The sequence below is a fragment of the uncultured Lactobacillus sp. genome, assembly GCF_902491705.1.
Classification (GTDB): Bacteria; Bacillota; Bacilli; order Lactobacillales; family Lactobacillaceae; genus Lactobacillus.
This window is the reverse complement of sequence record NZ_CABUIW010000010.1, coordinates 1-14,916: the sequence shown is the minus strand read 5'-3', so window position 1 is coordinate 14,916 and position 14,916 is coordinate 1. Positions and strand designations below refer to the sequence as shown.

Sequence of the window (14,916 nt, the reverse complement as noted above, 5' to 3'; positions counted from 1 at the left end):
ATTCAAGCAATTTTTTAATTACTACTTATTATTACCTCACCTGCGAATGCTTCATATGGTTTAAGAGTAATATTATTCAAATTATCTCTTTCTTCATAGTTGCTGATTAGTGGATTAATCTTATCATCTAAATTAAATTTCTGCTCTTCACCTGATAAGTTAGCTACTACTAACCACTTCTTACCATCTAAGACGCGGTAATATGCTAAAACTGCATCCCCAGTATCAGGTACAAGTTCAAAATCACCATCGACTACGATTGGATTTTCATGACGCAATTTAATCAATTTTTGATAAGTGTAAAAAATTGAATCAGGATCTGCCAATGCCTTTTCTACATTAATATCCTTATAGTTAGGATTTACTTTGAGCCATGGTTTAGCACTAGAAAAGCCGGCGTTCTTGTCATCATTCCACTGCATTGGTCTTCTTGCATTGTCGCGGCCCTTCACGTTGATTGCGTGAATTAATTCATCCTTATCATATCCTTCAGCTAAGCGCTCATTATACATATTGATACTTTCGATATCTTCAACTTCACTGATATCTTTTACAGGACGATTAGTCATTCCAATTTCTTCACCATTAAAGATATATGGTGTGCCGTGCATCATATGCAAAACAACCGCAAACATCTTAGCACATTGAACTCTATATTCCTTATCATTGCCCCAGCGAGAAATGACACGTGGAATATCATGGTTTTCCCAGAATAAACTGTTCCAGGCATGATCAAAATCAATTTCTGTTTGCCATTTAACTAGAACTTTTTTAAGTTCGCCTAAGTTAAGTGGTCTTAAATCCCACTTTTCTTTACCAAGTTGTTGGTCTAAAGCTTGATTTTCAAATTGGAAGACCATTGATAACTCGTGGCGACTAGGATCTGAATATTCTTCCGCAATTTTAGGTGTCGCATTCCAGGTTTCACCAACCGTCATTACGTCGCGATTACCAAAAGTAGCCTTATTCATCTCTTGCAAGTATGGGTGAAGCATTGGACCATTTTCACGGATCTTTTTATCAGGATCTTTACCAATCAATTCGATTACGTCCATACGGAAACCGCCGATACCCTTGTCTAGCCAGAAATTCATCATGTCATAAATCTTGTGACGTAATTCTGGATTCTTCCAATTTAAATCTGGTTGTTGATCGGCAAAAAAGTGTAAGTAATATTGACCGCTTTTTTCATCATATTTCCAAGCGGAACCTGAAAAGGCTGATTTCAAATCATTAGGTTCATGTCCATCAACTGGATCACGCCAAATATAATAATCACGATATGGATTGTCTTTTCCTTTTTTAGCTTCAATAAACCATTTATGTTGATCAGAAGTATGGTTAACTACTAAATCCATCACGATTTTAATATGGTGCTCTTTAGCCTTTTTAATCAATTCATCCATATCTTCCATCGTGCCGTATTGTGGATCAATTGCTTCGTAGTCTGAAATGTCATAACCATTATCTACGCCAGGAGATTGATAAACTGGAGAAAGCCAAATAGCATCAATGCCTAATTTTTCTAAGTAATCTAATCTTGAGATAATTCCTTTTAAGTCACCTACGCTATCGTTGTTACTGTCTTGAAAAGACTTAGGATAAACTTGATAAACGACAGCTTTTTTCCACCATGGAGTCATAATTTATACCTCTAGTTCTAATATTCTTTTAGTATTAATATAAAGAATATATGTAAGCACTTGCAAGAAATGGTAAACTGTTAACGGTATCAAAATTTTTAGAGGTAATTAAATGAAACAACTTCCTTTTAAAGCCGTCGCTGTGGATGTCGACGGTACTTTTGAAAATGATCAAAAAGAATACGATCATGAAATGTTTGGCGAAATTCTCTATCGTCTACACAAACACGGCGCACACTTCATTATTGCAAGTGGCCGCCCTGCAGGACGACTTAATGATGACTTCAAAGACTTCATCGACTCAGTCGACTTTGTAGCAGATAACGGTGCTGTTCTTGTTCGCGATGGCAAGATTATTCGTACAACCACGTTTTCTAAAAAAGGCATCTTGCACTTGATCGACTACATGAAATTGCGCTACCCCGGCTCAGTTGACACGCTTTTAGTCAGCGGCGCTAAACACTCATACTTTTTAAAGAGTACGCCAGCAGAATTCAAAAGATCTCACCACTACTTCTACCCTAACAGCATTGAAATCGATGATTTTGCTCAAATCCCAGAAAATGATCAATATACTAAGATTACTGTCGACTACCCTAGCAAGGTTAGACATGAATTAGAATATGGTTTTAACAGCCGTAGTATTGAAAAAATTCATGTCACAACTAGTGGATGGAATTATATGGATATCATCCCTCAAGGCGTTAACAAAGCTACTGGCTTAAAAGAATTCTTAGCTTACCTTGATGTGCCAAGAAGCGAATTGATTGCCTTTGGTGATGGTGAAAATGATATTGAAATGCTGAAACTGGCCGGCTTTAGCTACGCAATGGAAAATGGCCAAGACAGCGTTAAAAAAATAGCTAAATATATTGCTCCAAGTAACAACGACAGTGGCGTATTCAAGGTGCTTAATCGCTATTTAAATGAAGCCAATAAATAAAAAAGTTGCTGAGAAAATTTTCTCAACAACTTTTTATTTTTGATTATTTTTTGTTTTTAGCGATATTTTCTGCATAAGGATCAAGCTTTTCTAAACTTGAATGAATTCCCCAGTAGTAAAAGCCAAGTGAAACGATGATAATCACCACAAAATCAAATGGATATTTAATAAAATCTTGTCCGCCAAAACCGCTACTGCCAATGTATGACATAATCGACATAAAGATCAAATAAACAATCATCCACCAGCAATGCTTTAATTGAGCCTTTAAGTTTGAATGTTGGTAGCGAATTTCATAATAAATATAAACTGGTAAGCCCAAAGCAATTACTAAAATAACCTGAATAGTCGTTGGCCACATTGACCAATAGATTGCCAGACTGGTTAAAACAAAAGCAATTGGTGCAAGCCATGGCATGTAGCGTGGCTTAAATGGACGATCAAGATTTGGAGCAATTTTTCTCAAAGTCATTACAGTAACTGGACCGGTTAAATAAGCAATTAACGTAGCGGCAGTAATTACTGTTGCAAGCAAGTTCCAGTTTCTAAATAAACTAACCAAAATCGCAGCTAAAATCAGGTCCAAGACCATCGCATAACGAGGAATTAAGTACTTTTGATTAAGTCGTCCTAACCATTTTGGCAAATGGCGCGTATGAGTCATCGCAGCAAGTGCTCTTGAAGCAGTAGCTACAAATGCGACACCTGTACCAAATGGCGAGACAAACGCATCAAGGTAAAGCAAAATTACTAGCCAATTGATTCCTAAAATAATTGCCAAATCCGCAAATGGTGAAGTAAAGTCAATTCCATGCCAGCCCACTTTAGCAAGCATGCTTGGTTCCACTGCACCAATAAAGGTAACTTGAAGCATGATATAGATTGCAGCCGTAATCAGCATTGAAATCAGTACCCCACGCACAATATTTTTACGTGGATTCTTCAATTCGCCACCCATGTTAATCACAGTTTGAAAGGCATCATAAGACATAATGATTCCTGAAACTGAGGTCGCTTCAAAAATTGACCGTGTACCATATGGCATAAATTCATGAATATTTGAACCGAAGTTTTGTGCATGGAAGCCGCTACAGATTAAGACAATAATCGTTAACGTTGGTAGCAAAATCTTAAAAATTGAAATCAAATTAGTGAAGTGCGTCATAATTTTTACCGACCAGAAGTTGATCATGGTAAAAATGAGCATAAAAATAAATACAACACCAATTCCTTCAAAAGTAATGTCGCCATGCTTGATAAAGTTCTTAGTCCAATTAGCCCACGACCATGGCCATGAACTCATATATTGCACGGCAGCCACAGCTTCCATAGGTACCAGCGTGACCAAAGAAATCCAATTAGCCCACGCTGCAATAAAACCTAAGAGTGGCCCGTGGCTATATTGTGCGTATCGACTCATTCCTCCACTTTCAGGAAACATCGAACCAAGTTCTACATACGTTAACGCAATTGCAATGATAATTACGGCACCTAAAATCCACGAAAGAATGGCAGCTGGACCAGCTATTTTGGCAGCCGAACCTGAACCAAATAACCAGCCTGAACCAATCAGTGAATTAAGTGCCAGCATAATGGCTGAAAACAGCCCTATTTTATGTCGTTTTATTTTTTCCAAATAATCACTTATCCTATTCTTACCCTCTTGTTTTAGCTTTAAATTATAACAAAAAGAGCCCCGGTCGAAAACCGGGGCTAGTCTATTTTTTAGTCAATAGGATGTTTTTGCGTTAAAGCGTGAACTTCTTCTTTTACATGTTCAATCGTTTTTTCATCTTCTGGATTAGATAAAATCTCAATAATTAATGAAGCAGTCTTCTTAGCATCATCTTCATCAAAACCACGGCTAGTAACAGCTGGTGTACCTATTCTTAAACCGCTAGTGATGAATGGGCTACGCTTATCGCCTGGGATAGATTCCTTATTAGTAGTGATATTTACAGAATCAAGCAACTTTTGTGCATCTTTTCCAGTTAAACCAGTATCTGTAATATCAATAATCATCAAGTGATTATCAGTGCCGCCAGATACAACGCGAATATTTTCTGATTCATTAAAGACTTCAGCCATTGCCTTAGCATTCTTAATCACTTGCTTAATGTAATCAGTAAATTGTGGTTGCAAATCTTCGTATAAAGCTTGCGCTTTACCAGCAATAACGTGTTCAAGTGGTCCACCTTGAATACCTGGGAACAATGCGGAGTTGATCTTTTTACCAATTTCAAGATTATTAGATAAGATCATTCCTCCACGAGGACCACGTAAAGTCTTATGTGTAGTAGTTGTTACAACATCGGCAACTGGAATTGGACTTGGATGTTGTCCTGTAGCAACTAATCCAGCAATATGAGCCATATCTACCATTAAATATGCGCCAACTTCGTCGGCAATCTCACGGAACTTTTGCCAGTCAATAATACGGCTGTATGCAGAAGCACCCGCTACGATCAACTTAGGCTTAACTTCTAGTGCAATCTTGCGAATTTGATCAAAATCAAGTTCTTCTGTTTCAATGTTTAAGCCATATGAATAAGATTTATATTCTTTACCACTGAAGTTAACTTTAGCACCGTGAGTAAGGTGACCACCGGCATCCATGCCCATTCCTAAAATTACGTCACCTGGTTTTAAAAGTGCTTGGTAAACAGCCATGTTAGCTTGAGAACCAGAGTGAGGTTGAACGTTAGCAAATTTTGCATTAAATAGCTTCTTAGCATAATCAATTGCTAGTTGTTCTACTTCATCGATATATTGACAGCCGCCGTAATAACGTCGACCAGGGTAGCCTTCAGCGTATTTATTGGTCAAAACTGAACCTTGGGCTTCTCTAACTGCATCAGAAACAATATTTTCTGAAGCGATTAATTCAATCGTATCTTGTTGTCGTTTTTCTTCTTTGTGAATTGCATCCCACAATGCTGGTGATTTTTCTGCGTATTTCAAAGAAAGGCCTCCTTTTTTAACTTTGCTCATCTATATCTAAAATTATACTATTTGCCATTTTTCACTGCATTAAATAGGCCCGATTACTACGTGGAAATTCTTTTTTAAAAGCAGCAAGTAATGCATGCCGGCACTCAGCGGGATCATCTAGTGAATAGCTCTTATTTAAATGCAAATAACCATCTTCAATTAAAGTCAGACTTTTACCATCATTTTTAACTGTAATTGAGCGATCTTTCTTAGCCGTTAATAACTTTATTTCTTGATACGTGCTTTTCGGACTGCACATTTTCTTAAGTATAGTCGTTGCCTGTTTAACAGGAATCAAACGCATAATTATGTCCTTTCAATTACTTTTCCAAAAAAATGCCAAAATACCCTTTTCTTTTTGGAAAATTTTTTCTAAAATAAAACCGTTCGCAGTACTGCGAACGGATATATTATGGGACATCATGCTTAGCTATTTAACTAGCTAAGCATGTTTTTTATACAACAAATTATAGAAACATAATTATCTTTATATAACGTCCAGCTTCACAGTAACACCGTTTTCATAATAATTAAACGCCGTTTTTATAATATTACGCTTTCTTTCCTTATTAAACAGTAAAAAAACTACTCTTAGATAAAATCTTGTAAGTTCTTTTATAAAAAAAGTAAAATTATAATATAGAAAGAAGTGGTGTTGTTGATTGACCTTAATTTTGATAAAAATGGTTGCAAGGCCTTTTTTAAAAAACATCCTCAAACTAAAAAATTAGCTCAAAATAAAATCGGCTCTGCTATTGAAAAAGAAACTCAAACTGGCATGAGTAAGGTGAAGTTAGCTACCAGAAGAAAAATCAATGATCTTCCCTGCTATGAAATGCGGCTTAATTTAGGCAATACTGGATCTGTCAGAATAGCTTTTACCGTTCACGATAAGCAAGCTACTGTCTATTATTTAACAACTACTTTACAAAAAAGTGAGTTTAGTAAAGAGTTAGAAAACGTTTTGAGATGATTTAATCAAAAATTTGTGTTATTCTGCTATACATCCACTAAAAATATGTTTATAATTTTTAGGTTGAATAGGGGTGAAATTCTGATCATGAGAAAAGTTAATTATACTAAAAAACATCACATGTATTTAATGAATCACGTTAATGGTGATGTTATCGAAGTTAAAATGGATAAAAAGAACAAATCGTTCAAGAAATTAAGACTTTATCGGCAAGATGGTTTAGGAAACTATTATCTAGATCCACATGCAGAGTTAAGAGATCAGAATAGTTTGGCCACTAAGAAGAATATTGTAGAAGCTGGTAAAAAGGTCAGCCAACACATTTCCGACATCAAGAACTGGCACCACAGAGTTACACCAGTTTTCAATGCTGATCATAAAATTATCGACTTCGAGCCTAGACTCGCATTAAAGCATCATACTCATATTCAAAATGCTAAGAGATATTTGCGACACCTAGACAATCACCATGCAGATTTCCTTTTCCGTAAAAATAGTAAGGACCGCTTAATGGCACCTTGGAACTATGTCAAAGATGCTATTTATGAGGATCGTAACAAGGAAATGGTCATCGCTCATAAGGTACATAAGTTAACTAAATAATGAAAAAAGCTAGAAGAATCATCTTCTAGCTTTTTTGTTTAACTATTCTTTTTTGAACTAAAGCCATCACTAGTGACACAGCAATCACTATTGGCGCTAATTGAATTGAAATTAACAATGACAGCAAAATTATTACTAGTGGTGCGTTTTTTAGAATCACCATCAAACTAGTAGTTAACACAATTGAAATGGCAATTCGGGGATCACCTGGAAGCATTTGAGCAAGGGCACCGCCAACTGCAACACTGCAAAAGATTGCTGGGAAAATCGTTCCTCCGCGCCAGCCCATCACGAAGCCCAAATTAGTAATGATCGCTTTACCTACACCAATAATTAACAAATATAGAACGGAGAATTGAAGCATCTTATCACTAAAAGGAACAATTCTAAATTCTCCTGAAAAAAGCATATCGATACTAAATAATGAACTTAAGGCTAAGATGATGCCAAAAATACCACCTTGCCAGATTTTAGGGATTCGAACATTGATTAAAGTTGAGAACCAATTTTCTAAATGAACAAAGAAATAGCCAAAAATCAGTCCTACAACTAACGCTGGCACTACATTAACTAAACTTATCCAGGACCAGTGAATTGCACGATTATGGATGCCAAATACGCCATTTTCTGGGAATAACTTAAAAATAACTGCGGCACCCATGATACCAATTATTACCAGTAGCGAAATAATCAATTTTTCTAGCTTTTTATTTTTAAACAGTGATCCAAATCGCTGACTATCTTCTAGTTCTTGGTCTGGCATTCTAGCAAGCCAAATATTCTTATTAAATTGTCTAGCCCAGCGCAATCGATCGCCTAGCCAATTGATCATCCCACTCACAATAACAGTGGTTGAAGCTTCAGGACCAATACTGCCGCCAGCGCCTAATGAGGACAGTCCTAAAACGGCAGTTTTCCACCAATCATGATAATTGACCTTGCCATTCTTTTTTACTGAAAATAATACTTCCTTAATGGTTAAAGGATACGAACCTAGACGATTATTTAAGAAGCCAATTAAAAAGCCGAACGGAATACAAATAATAAATGGATACCAAAGATTCTTAGATGGAGCAGCCATATATTGTCCCCAGATCATTTGAATAATCCAGTTAATTAAGTTTAAATAGCCGGCTGTAATCATGCCAATAATAGCACTCCAAACAACTGCATATATTGCATTACTTATTCTTCGCACAACTAGTATCATCCCCTTGTTGAAATATACTAATTGTATCAAAGAATCTTTTTAATTAATAATCAAGACTTTTTAGAACTAAATCAATATCGCCCTTAATTGCGACAGTGCGATCAGCTATTTCTTTAGGATAGATCACTCTCTTAGCATCAATAGTGGCAAAACTTGCTTCAGAATTTGCCAAAGTCCAACTCCAAAATGGATACTTAATAATCACAGGAGTATTCATCCCTACCCCGAGTTCTAAAAATACCACATTTTTACCTTTGCAGTTCTGAATAAAAGTATTGAATCGACTAGCTGCACGATGCCAGCCTTGATCTTCTACAAAATCATCATCAATTCGCAGATTAAGGACATAATCCTTAGCCTTCTCAGCTAATTCTGGTGTGATTTCTGTTTTTATATCTTCCTTTTTGAAAGATAAGCTATTATCGTCGTTAATTTTAAACCCTTGTGACTCAATCATTGCTCTTACTAAAGCATAATTATCAAAAGTGTGGTCTTGATCATCCTTCTTTTGGAATAAACCATAGTCACCTTGAGTATAAAATAAGCGCTGTTTATCAAAGCCAGCTAATTGAAATTGATGGTCGACATTAGTGGTAATGACAAAGTAATCTTTATCTTTAACTAGTGATAATAAATCCTCGTACGTATTCTTAGGTGCTGCCATATAACGATTAATCCAAATATTTCTACTCCAAAAAGCCCAGTATGCTTCTGGAGTTGGAAAATCGTAAAATCCACCAGTGTACATATCTTGGATGCCAAATTTTTCTTTAAAATCGAAGAAGTATTTATCAAATCTTGCTCCGTCATAAGTCATGCCAGCTGATGTAGATAATCCTGAACCAGCACCAACTACAACATAATCTGCTTCTTCAATTTTATTCTTTAATTCATCAATTTGTCTTAAGTAAGGATTCGTAAATTCTTCGATCTTTTTCTTTAAAAACATTGAATATCACCTTTTGTACGTTACTCTTCTTTTGTAAAAATTCTTGCACAGTCTTAACTGCGATCTCAGCTGCTAATTCATTTGGAAAACTGAAAACGCCAGTTGAAATACATGGAAATGCGATACTTCTGACTTTATTTTCATCCGCAATTTTTAGGCAGTTTAAATAGCTATCTCTCAGTTGCTCTTTTTCAAGATCTGTAACTTGATCCTGCACAATTGGACCTACAGTATGAATTACATACTTACTAGGCAAGTTGTAGGCTGGTGTGATTTTTGCTTTACCAGTTTCTTCTAAATGACCTTGTTTTTGCATTAATTCATCACACTTATTGCGTAATTCAATTCCGGCATAAGTATGGATTGCATTATCAATACATGCGTGATTTGGTTGATAACATCCCGTCATACCACTATTAGCTGCATTAACAATTGCATCTACGCCTAAACGAGTAATATCGCCTTGCCAAATTGAAATTCCAGGTTTAAATGAATCACATTTAACAACGCCCTTATTAAAATTCTCAATCCGCAAATATTGATCTTGAATAAGCTTGAATTTAAAATCCATCTTTTTAGGCTCACGTACGTTAAACAAAGCACGGAGTAGCATCTTCTGCATCTTTTCATGCTTAGGAATTTTAATCTCTCGATATTCTGGCTTTTCTGCCAAAAGCTTCTTTATTAAGTAAACTCTACGTTTTTCTTGATCCATACTATCCCTCTTCTCTCTTTCATAATTTGTGGTGAATTAAAGACTGATTGCCACTAGCATAATGTCCCCATGCACTAAAAACAGTTACTACATTCTTTACTTGATCGACTGAATACACAATTCGATTATTTTGACTTATTCTTTTTGAATAAAGATTAGGCTTGGGACTACGTTTTTCTAGGATTTCAAAGTGATGAGTTCTCTTTAATGGATCAGTTTGTAATTCATTAATAATCTTGCCGTAGGTTTTAAACAAACTTGCGGTCTTTAAATTTTTAATGTGCTTCTTCAATAAATGTCGCTCTATTACTTGATACATTTTTCGCTCCATCATGTCAATTTATTTTTAACATATATAGTATATATTTCTACCTGTATTCTTGTCAATAATAAATTAACATGATAACCTATAGTTGAATATTTTGATGTTAAAAGAAAGGCGATAATTATGCGTAAATCAATTCCAATGTTAGATAACTCAATAACTAATGATGAATTTTTATCATTAATAGTAGATTCATTTCAATCAGTAATTTTTGGCACAGTAGATCAAAATGGTGATCCTCACACTAATGTAGCTGATATTGAAATCAAAGATAATGACAAATTAATTTTTGCCACCACTTATCAAAAAGCCTTCTATAATCGGCTTAAGAACCATCCACGTATTTCAATTACTGGCTTAAAAGGTGAAGAAACTTTATCAAGTGTCGGCTTTACTTTAGACGGAATTGCTGAGGAAGTTGATCAAAAATACTTGGATGAAATTTTTGCCACAAGACCAGAAATGAAGCAAATTTCTGCTAATCATTCTGAACGTCGCAGTATCTTGCGTCCCTTCGCTATTACTCCAATTAACGGATCAATTTACGATTTGCGTCAGCAACCAATTTTCAAAAAGAGCCTCGATTTTCAAAAATAATTCCAAATACGTGTTGACAATAAATAAACATGTGCTATTATAATTCATGTAAGTTTTAAAAATACATGTTTTTGAAAGGGAGTTTTTATTCATGACAACAAAATATGCAATTACTGCTGCAACTGGTAACTTTGGTCAAGCTGCTGTAAAGAAATTAAACGAATTAGTTGGTGCTGACAATGTGGTAGTTGTCGCACGTAATCAAGAAAAAGCAGAAAAACTTTTCCCTAACAATGAAGTTCGCCATGGTGACTATGAAGATTTAGATTCAATGAATGATGCCTTAAAGGGTATTGATCGTGTACTCTTCATCTCTTCACAACCTGGCGGTAAGATCAGTCGTGCTGAGGAACATCAAAATGTTGTAGACGCTATGAAAAATAATGGCGTTAAGTTTGTAGCTTACACAAGTTTCCCAGACGCACAAAATTCAACAACACCATTGGCTGAAGACCACAAACTTACTGAAAATGCTATTAAAGATGCTGGCATTGATCATTCATTCTTGCGTGACAACTGGTACCTTGAAAACGAAATTGGCTTTTTGCAAAGTGGTGCTGCTAACCGTCCTGCTCTTTACTGGGCTAACAACCACGCTGGCTGGGCACTTGAACGTGAATATGCAGAAGCTGCTGCTAAAGTTGTAGCAAGTGAAAATCCTAAGGAAGTTTACGAATTCGCTGGAAAGGCTCGCACTTACGAAGACTTAGGTCATGCTCTTCAAAAGGCAACTGGAAACGACTTTGAAATCAAGCAAGTTTCAAGCGATGAATACACTTCTTACCTTGAATCTGCTGGTTCAGATCATGCAACTGCTGCACTCTTCTCTTCATTCCAATCACCAATTGATACTGGTGCACTTGATGAAAATAGCGATGATCTAGAAAAAGTATTAGGTCATTTAACACCTATTGAAGATGCAATTAAGGAAATCCTTGCTCGTTAGAAAATAACAAGTTACAATAGCCATATGAAATATTCTTACAAATTAAGTGACGCCATCCACTTACTCAGCTATTTAGATATTTATAAAGATGGCGATCTTTCAAGCAAAGCAATTGCCGCAAGTATTGAATCAAATCCTAGTATTGTACGTCAGTTAATGTCTGATTTGCGTAATGCTGGCATTATTGAAACTAAAAAAGGTAAAGCTGCCCCTACTTTGAAGAAAGATCCAAAAGACATTAGTTTATATGATGTGTACCAAGCAATCAACATGGATCATACTCTTCTTCACATTGATCCGAAGACAAATCCCAAATGTGTTGTTGGTGGTAATATTCAAGCATCTCTTGATCATTTTTATGATGAAATTCAAGAATTTGCTTATATGCGAATGAAGCAGATTAGTCTGGCTGACGTTATTGGCGATATTCTTGAAAGACAGAAGAATAAAGAGAATTAACAAAAAAAGACTTCAACTAAAAAAGTTGAAGCCTTTTTTGATGTTTTTACTAAAAATATTTTTGCCATTTAGTGGACAAAGTCCACTAAATGAATTATTATATTTTTAATTCATCTAGAAAAAGAGACACCAACATGCTATCTAAAGAGCAAATATTCCAAATCAGAGAATTCAATCGCCACTACACCCAAGCTTTAGGTATATTGAACAAAAATATTTTCAATATGAACTTAACTTGGCCTGAAGGCCGCATATTAATTGAAATTGGATTAAACAAGTATGCCACTCCTATGGCTATCGCAAATAATCTGCAGATGGATAAAAGCTACACTAGTCGAATTATCAACAACCTAGTTAAAAAAGATATTGTTACTAAAAGACCATCCCCAGAAGATAAACGTTCTGTTCAGATTCAATTAACAGATCATGGAACCCAAGTTTTTAATGAAGTTAACGAAAACTCAAATAAACAAGTAAACAATCTATTGGATCACTTGTCAGCTAGTCAAAAAGAAAAATACTTTAATGACATTATGGAGATCAATCAATTGATTTTTGGAGGGACTAAGAATGACATGGAAGACTAAGAAGTTTGATGAATTAACTACCACTGAACTATACAAAATACTGTATTTGCGCACTGCTACCTTTGTCGTAGAGCAAAATCGAATTTATCAAGAAGTTGATGACAAAGATCCTAAAGCAATTCACGTATTTGATATGGATGAAAACAATAATGTCCTAGCTTATGCTCGAATCTATTTAATCGAAGACGGTGCTAAAGTTTCTTTTGGTAGAGTCGTCACCAGTAAACAAGCTCGCGGGAAAGGCTTGGGTCGCCAGTTAATAAAGCAAATAATGGCTGCTATTAACCAATACTTTCCAAATAAGACAATTGAAATTGAAGCTCAAAAGCAAGTTGAAGGATATTATCAAAAATTCGGCTTTGTCAGTCATGGAAAACCATTTATTTTCGAATCAACTCCGCACGTTATCATGACGCATGCCGCAGTATAGAAAAAAAGCCTGCTAATCTTGGTCCATAGACCTGAATTAGCAGGATTTATAATTCATACAAATAGATATTCTAATGTTGACTAGCGCCTGTAGTAGCATCAGTCATATTTTCTTCTTTTTCATCTAGCTTCAAATCGCCAGGACTTGCAACATGATCTGGCCTTTGTGGATTTGGATCTTTTACAGCCTTCAAACCATTTGTTTTAAGATAGTAGTCAACGATAGGTTTTAAATCGACTGAGTACTCCAAAATACCACGGAAATTTCCTTCATCATCTTCTACACGCTTGTAACACTGATAATGTTGAATTGGTGCACCATGATATTTAGCAACCGGAGTCCAGATTTCATCATGACCTCTAAATTTATTACGCAATCCATACCATACTTGCTTGGCATATCTAATCACATTGCCAACATGAGGATGAACATCATTCATAGTATGTCCCAATTGATTAGGGCGTCTCTTAGATAGCATCTTATAATTGGGATCTGGGTTGCGGTTATACCACTTCAATTGATGATTATCATCACAAAAAGTCATTTCACCAATGCTGTTGCGCAACATCCAATTAATTTGATTTACTGTTAAAAGCCCTGAATCTAATTGAACATAATCATCACCTTTAGCAGCATTAACTTTTTTACTAGCTTTTTTTAGCCAATTATCATCATTAGGATCAATACCTTTAACTGTATATTTACCGCCTTTTTCTGCGTCGAAGTCTTCCTTCATCACTTCACTTTGATCCATATCAGCTAGCCATTGTAAACCAGGATGTTTCTCAATCATTTTTCTTACCTATCTTTCTTTTATACCAAACACTAAAAGCCCTCTAATTTATCTTAGTAGGGCTTTTTAGATTAATTAATTTTTAGAACTTGCCGTTTTCGTTCTTCCAAGTAGACTTGTCAGGAATAGTTGCCATAATGTCCCAGTGTTCTGCGATCTTACCGTCTTCAATACGGAACAAGTCGTAGTAAGCAGTTGGCTTGTCGGCAAAAGTACCCTCACTCATTGCAAGAACAAAGTTACCTTGTGCAAGAACTTGGTAAACCTTGGTATAAACCATTTGAATACCTTGCTTACCCATTTCTTCAAGAGCAGCACTTAAGCCGGATAAACCATCAGCAATACCAGTGTTGTGTTGAATGTAGTTGTCACCGTCAAAGTAATCTGGAGTCTTTTGAGGATTATTACCTTCTAAGACATCGTATAAGAAACCTTCCACTACCTTACGGTTAGCTTCAGTCTTATCAAGATCCTTAATTTCAGTAGTACCATCAATTTGAGTTCTACCAGATGGATTTGGAGCCGCCTTATCAGCGATGTTGTCCCAGTGTTCTGCGATCAAACCATCATCATTAAAGCGGAAGACATCGAAAGCAACTTGGTCACCTGCACCAGCAAAGTTGTAAGCATTTTGCAAGAATACCTTGTCGCCATCTTCAAAGGCACGAATATTCTTTACAGCAGTCTTAACAGGAGCTTCTTATAGGAAGTCAAATATTTTATTCATAGAAAAAAGAGTATACTAAACATAT

18 protein-coding genes are annotated in these 14,916 nt (G+C 35.8%); 8 read left to right on the top strand and 10 right to left on the bottom strand.

Translation table 11 applies throughout. From position 1 onward, the window contains the following. Window positions 1–14: 14 nt before the first annotated feature. On the bottom strand, window positions 15–1,643 hold the full coding sequence (locus tag RDN22_RS03360; RefSeq protein ID WP_308555905.1) for an alpha-glucosidase: 1,629 nt from the start codon (window positions 1,641–1,643) through the stop codon (window positions 15–17). Between the two features lie 112 nt (window positions 1,644–1,755). Between RDN22_RS03360 and RDN22_RS03355 the strand changes: the two genes are divergently transcribed. Next, window positions 1,756–2,586 (top strand): Cof-type HAD-IIB family hydrolase, encoded by an 831-nt coding sequence (locus RDN22_RS03355; protein WP_308555903.1) that lies wholly within the window; start codon window positions 1,756–1,758, stop codon window positions 2,584–2,586. Window positions 2,587–2,629: 43 nt separating this feature from the next. On the opposite strand, the gene RDN22_RS03350 is transcribed toward RDN22_RS03355, so the two are convergent. The 3 genes from RDN22_RS03350 to RDN22_RS03340 form a co-directional block, all read right to left on the bottom strand. Then, a complete protein-coding gene (locus RDN22_RS03350; RefSeq protein WP_308555901.1) occupies window positions 2,630–4,222 on the bottom strand; it encodes an APC family permease in 1,593 nt (530 codons plus the stop codon). An 89-nt stretch (window positions 4,223–4,311) separates the two neighbouring features. After that, window positions 4,312–5,547, bottom strand: coding sequence for a serine hydroxymethyltransferase (glyA, locus tag RDN22_RS03345; protein ID WP_308555899.1), 1,236 nt, complete (start codon window positions 5,545–5,547; stop codon window positions 4,312–4,314). 61 nt (window positions 5,548–5,608) lie between these two features. After that, the gene (locus RDN22_RS03340; protein WP_308555897.1) at window positions 5,609–5,881 is read right to left on the bottom strand and encodes a hypothetical protein; all 273 of its coding nucleotides are present in this window, start codon (window positions 5,879–5,881) and stop codon (window positions 5,609–5,611) included. Between the two features lie 354 nt (window positions 5,882–6,235). Between RDN22_RS03340 and RDN22_RS03335 the strand changes: the two genes are divergently transcribed. Then, window positions 6,236–6,550 carry a hypothetical protein gene (locus tag RDN22_RS03335; RefSeq protein ID WP_308555895.1) on the top strand — a complete coding sequence of 105 codons (315 nt, stop codon included), beginning with the start codon at window positions 6,236–6,238 and terminating at the stop codon, window positions 6,548–6,550. A gap of 87 nt (window positions 6,551–6,637) precedes the next feature. After that, window positions 6,638–7,153 carry a hypothetical protein gene (locus RDN22_RS03330; RefSeq protein WP_308555893.1) on the top strand — a complete coding sequence of 172 codons (516 nt, stop codon included), beginning with the start codon at window positions 6,638–6,640 and terminating at the stop codon, window positions 7,151–7,153. A gap of 25 nt (window positions 7,154–7,178) precedes the next feature. Here the strand turns inward: RDN22_RS03330 and RDN22_RS03325 are convergent, their stop codons facing one another. The 4 genes from RDN22_RS03325 to RDN22_RS03310 are packed head-to-tail and all read right to left on the bottom strand — an operon-like array spanning window position 7,179 to window position 10,346. Next, window positions 7,179–8,351, bottom strand: coding sequence for a chloride channel protein (locus RDN22_RS03325; protein ID WP_308555891.1), 1,173 nt, complete (start codon window positions 8,349–8,351; stop codon window positions 7,179–7,181). Between the two features lie 55 nt (window positions 8,352–8,406). Beyond that, window positions 8,407–9,312, bottom strand: coding sequence for a Sir2 silent information regulator family NAD-dependent deacetylase (locus tag RDN22_RS03320; protein WP_308555889.1), 906 nt, complete (start codon window positions 9,310–9,312; stop codon window positions 8,407–8,409). After that, window positions 9,257–10,027 carry a protein-ADP-ribose hydrolase gene (locus tag RDN22_RS03315; RefSeq protein ID WP_308555887.1) on the bottom strand — a complete coding sequence of 257 codons (771 nt, stop codon included), beginning with the start codon at window positions 10,025–10,027 and terminating at the stop codon, window positions 9,257–9,259. Before RDN22_RS03315 ends, RDN22_RS03320 begins: the two co-directional genes overlap by 56 nt. Window positions 10,028–10,046: 19 nt before the next feature. Beyond that, on the bottom strand, window positions 10,047–10,346 hold the full coding sequence (locus RDN22_RS03310; protein WP_308555885.1) for a hypothetical protein: 300 nt from the start codon (window positions 10,344–10,346) through the stop codon (window positions 10,047–10,049). 129 nt (window positions 10,347–10,475) lie between these two features. Here RDN22_RS03310 and RDN22_RS03305 point away from each other — a divergent pair, with 129 nt between their 5' ends. The 5 genes from RDN22_RS03305 (at window position 10,476) to RDN22_RS03285 (ending at window position 13,371) form a co-directional block, all read left to right on the top strand. Continuing rightward, window positions 10,476–10,949, top strand: coding sequence for a pyridoxamine 5'-phosphate oxidase family protein (locus RDN22_RS03305; RefSeq protein WP_308555883.1), 474 nt, complete (start codon window positions 10,476–10,478; stop codon window positions 10,947–10,949). Between the two features lie 91 nt (window positions 10,950–11,040). Beyond that, window positions 11,041–11,895, top strand: a complete 855-nt coding sequence (locus RDN22_RS03300) for an NAD(P)H-binding protein (RefSeq protein WP_308555881.1) — start codon at window positions 11,041–11,043, stop codon at window positions 11,893–11,895. 24 nt (window positions 11,896–11,919) lie between these two features. Beyond that, window positions 11,920–12,354, top strand: coding sequence for an Rrf2 family transcriptional regulator (locus RDN22_RS03295; protein ID WP_308555879.1), 435 nt, complete (start codon window positions 11,920–11,922; stop codon window positions 12,352–12,354). A 134-nt stretch (window positions 12,355–12,488) separates the two neighbouring features. Beyond that, window positions 12,489–12,941 (top strand): MarR family winged helix-turn-helix transcriptional regulator, encoded by a 453-nt coding sequence (locus tag RDN22_RS03290; protein WP_308555877.1) that lies wholly within the window; start codon window positions 12,489–12,491, stop codon window positions 12,939–12,941. Further along, window positions 12,925–13,371: a GNAT family N-acetyltransferase gene (locus RDN22_RS03285; protein WP_308555875.1), complete on the top strand. Its 447-nt coding sequence runs from the start codon at window positions 12,925–12,927 to the stop codon at window positions 13,369–13,371. Before RDN22_RS03290 ends, RDN22_RS03285 begins: the two co-directional genes overlap by 17 nt. 70 nt (window positions 13,372–13,441) lie before the next feature. On the opposite strand, the gene RDN22_RS03280 is transcribed toward RDN22_RS03285, so the two are convergent. Both RDN22_RS03280 and RDN22_RS03275 read right to left on the bottom strand, forming a co-directional pair. Continuing rightward, window positions 13,442–14,164 carry a PAS domain-containing protein gene (locus RDN22_RS03280; RefSeq protein WP_308555873.1) on the bottom strand — a complete coding sequence of 241 codons (723 nt, stop codon included), beginning with the start codon at window positions 14,162–14,164 and terminating at the stop codon, window positions 13,442–13,444. A gap of 82 nt (window positions 14,165–14,246) precedes the next feature. After that, window positions 14,247–14,801: a nuclear transport factor 2 family protein gene (locus RDN22_RS03275; RefSeq protein WP_308555871.1), complete on the bottom strand. Its 555-nt coding sequence runs from the start codon at window positions 14,799–14,801 to the stop codon at window positions 14,247–14,249. Window positions 14,802–14,916: the final 115 nt, after the last annotated feature.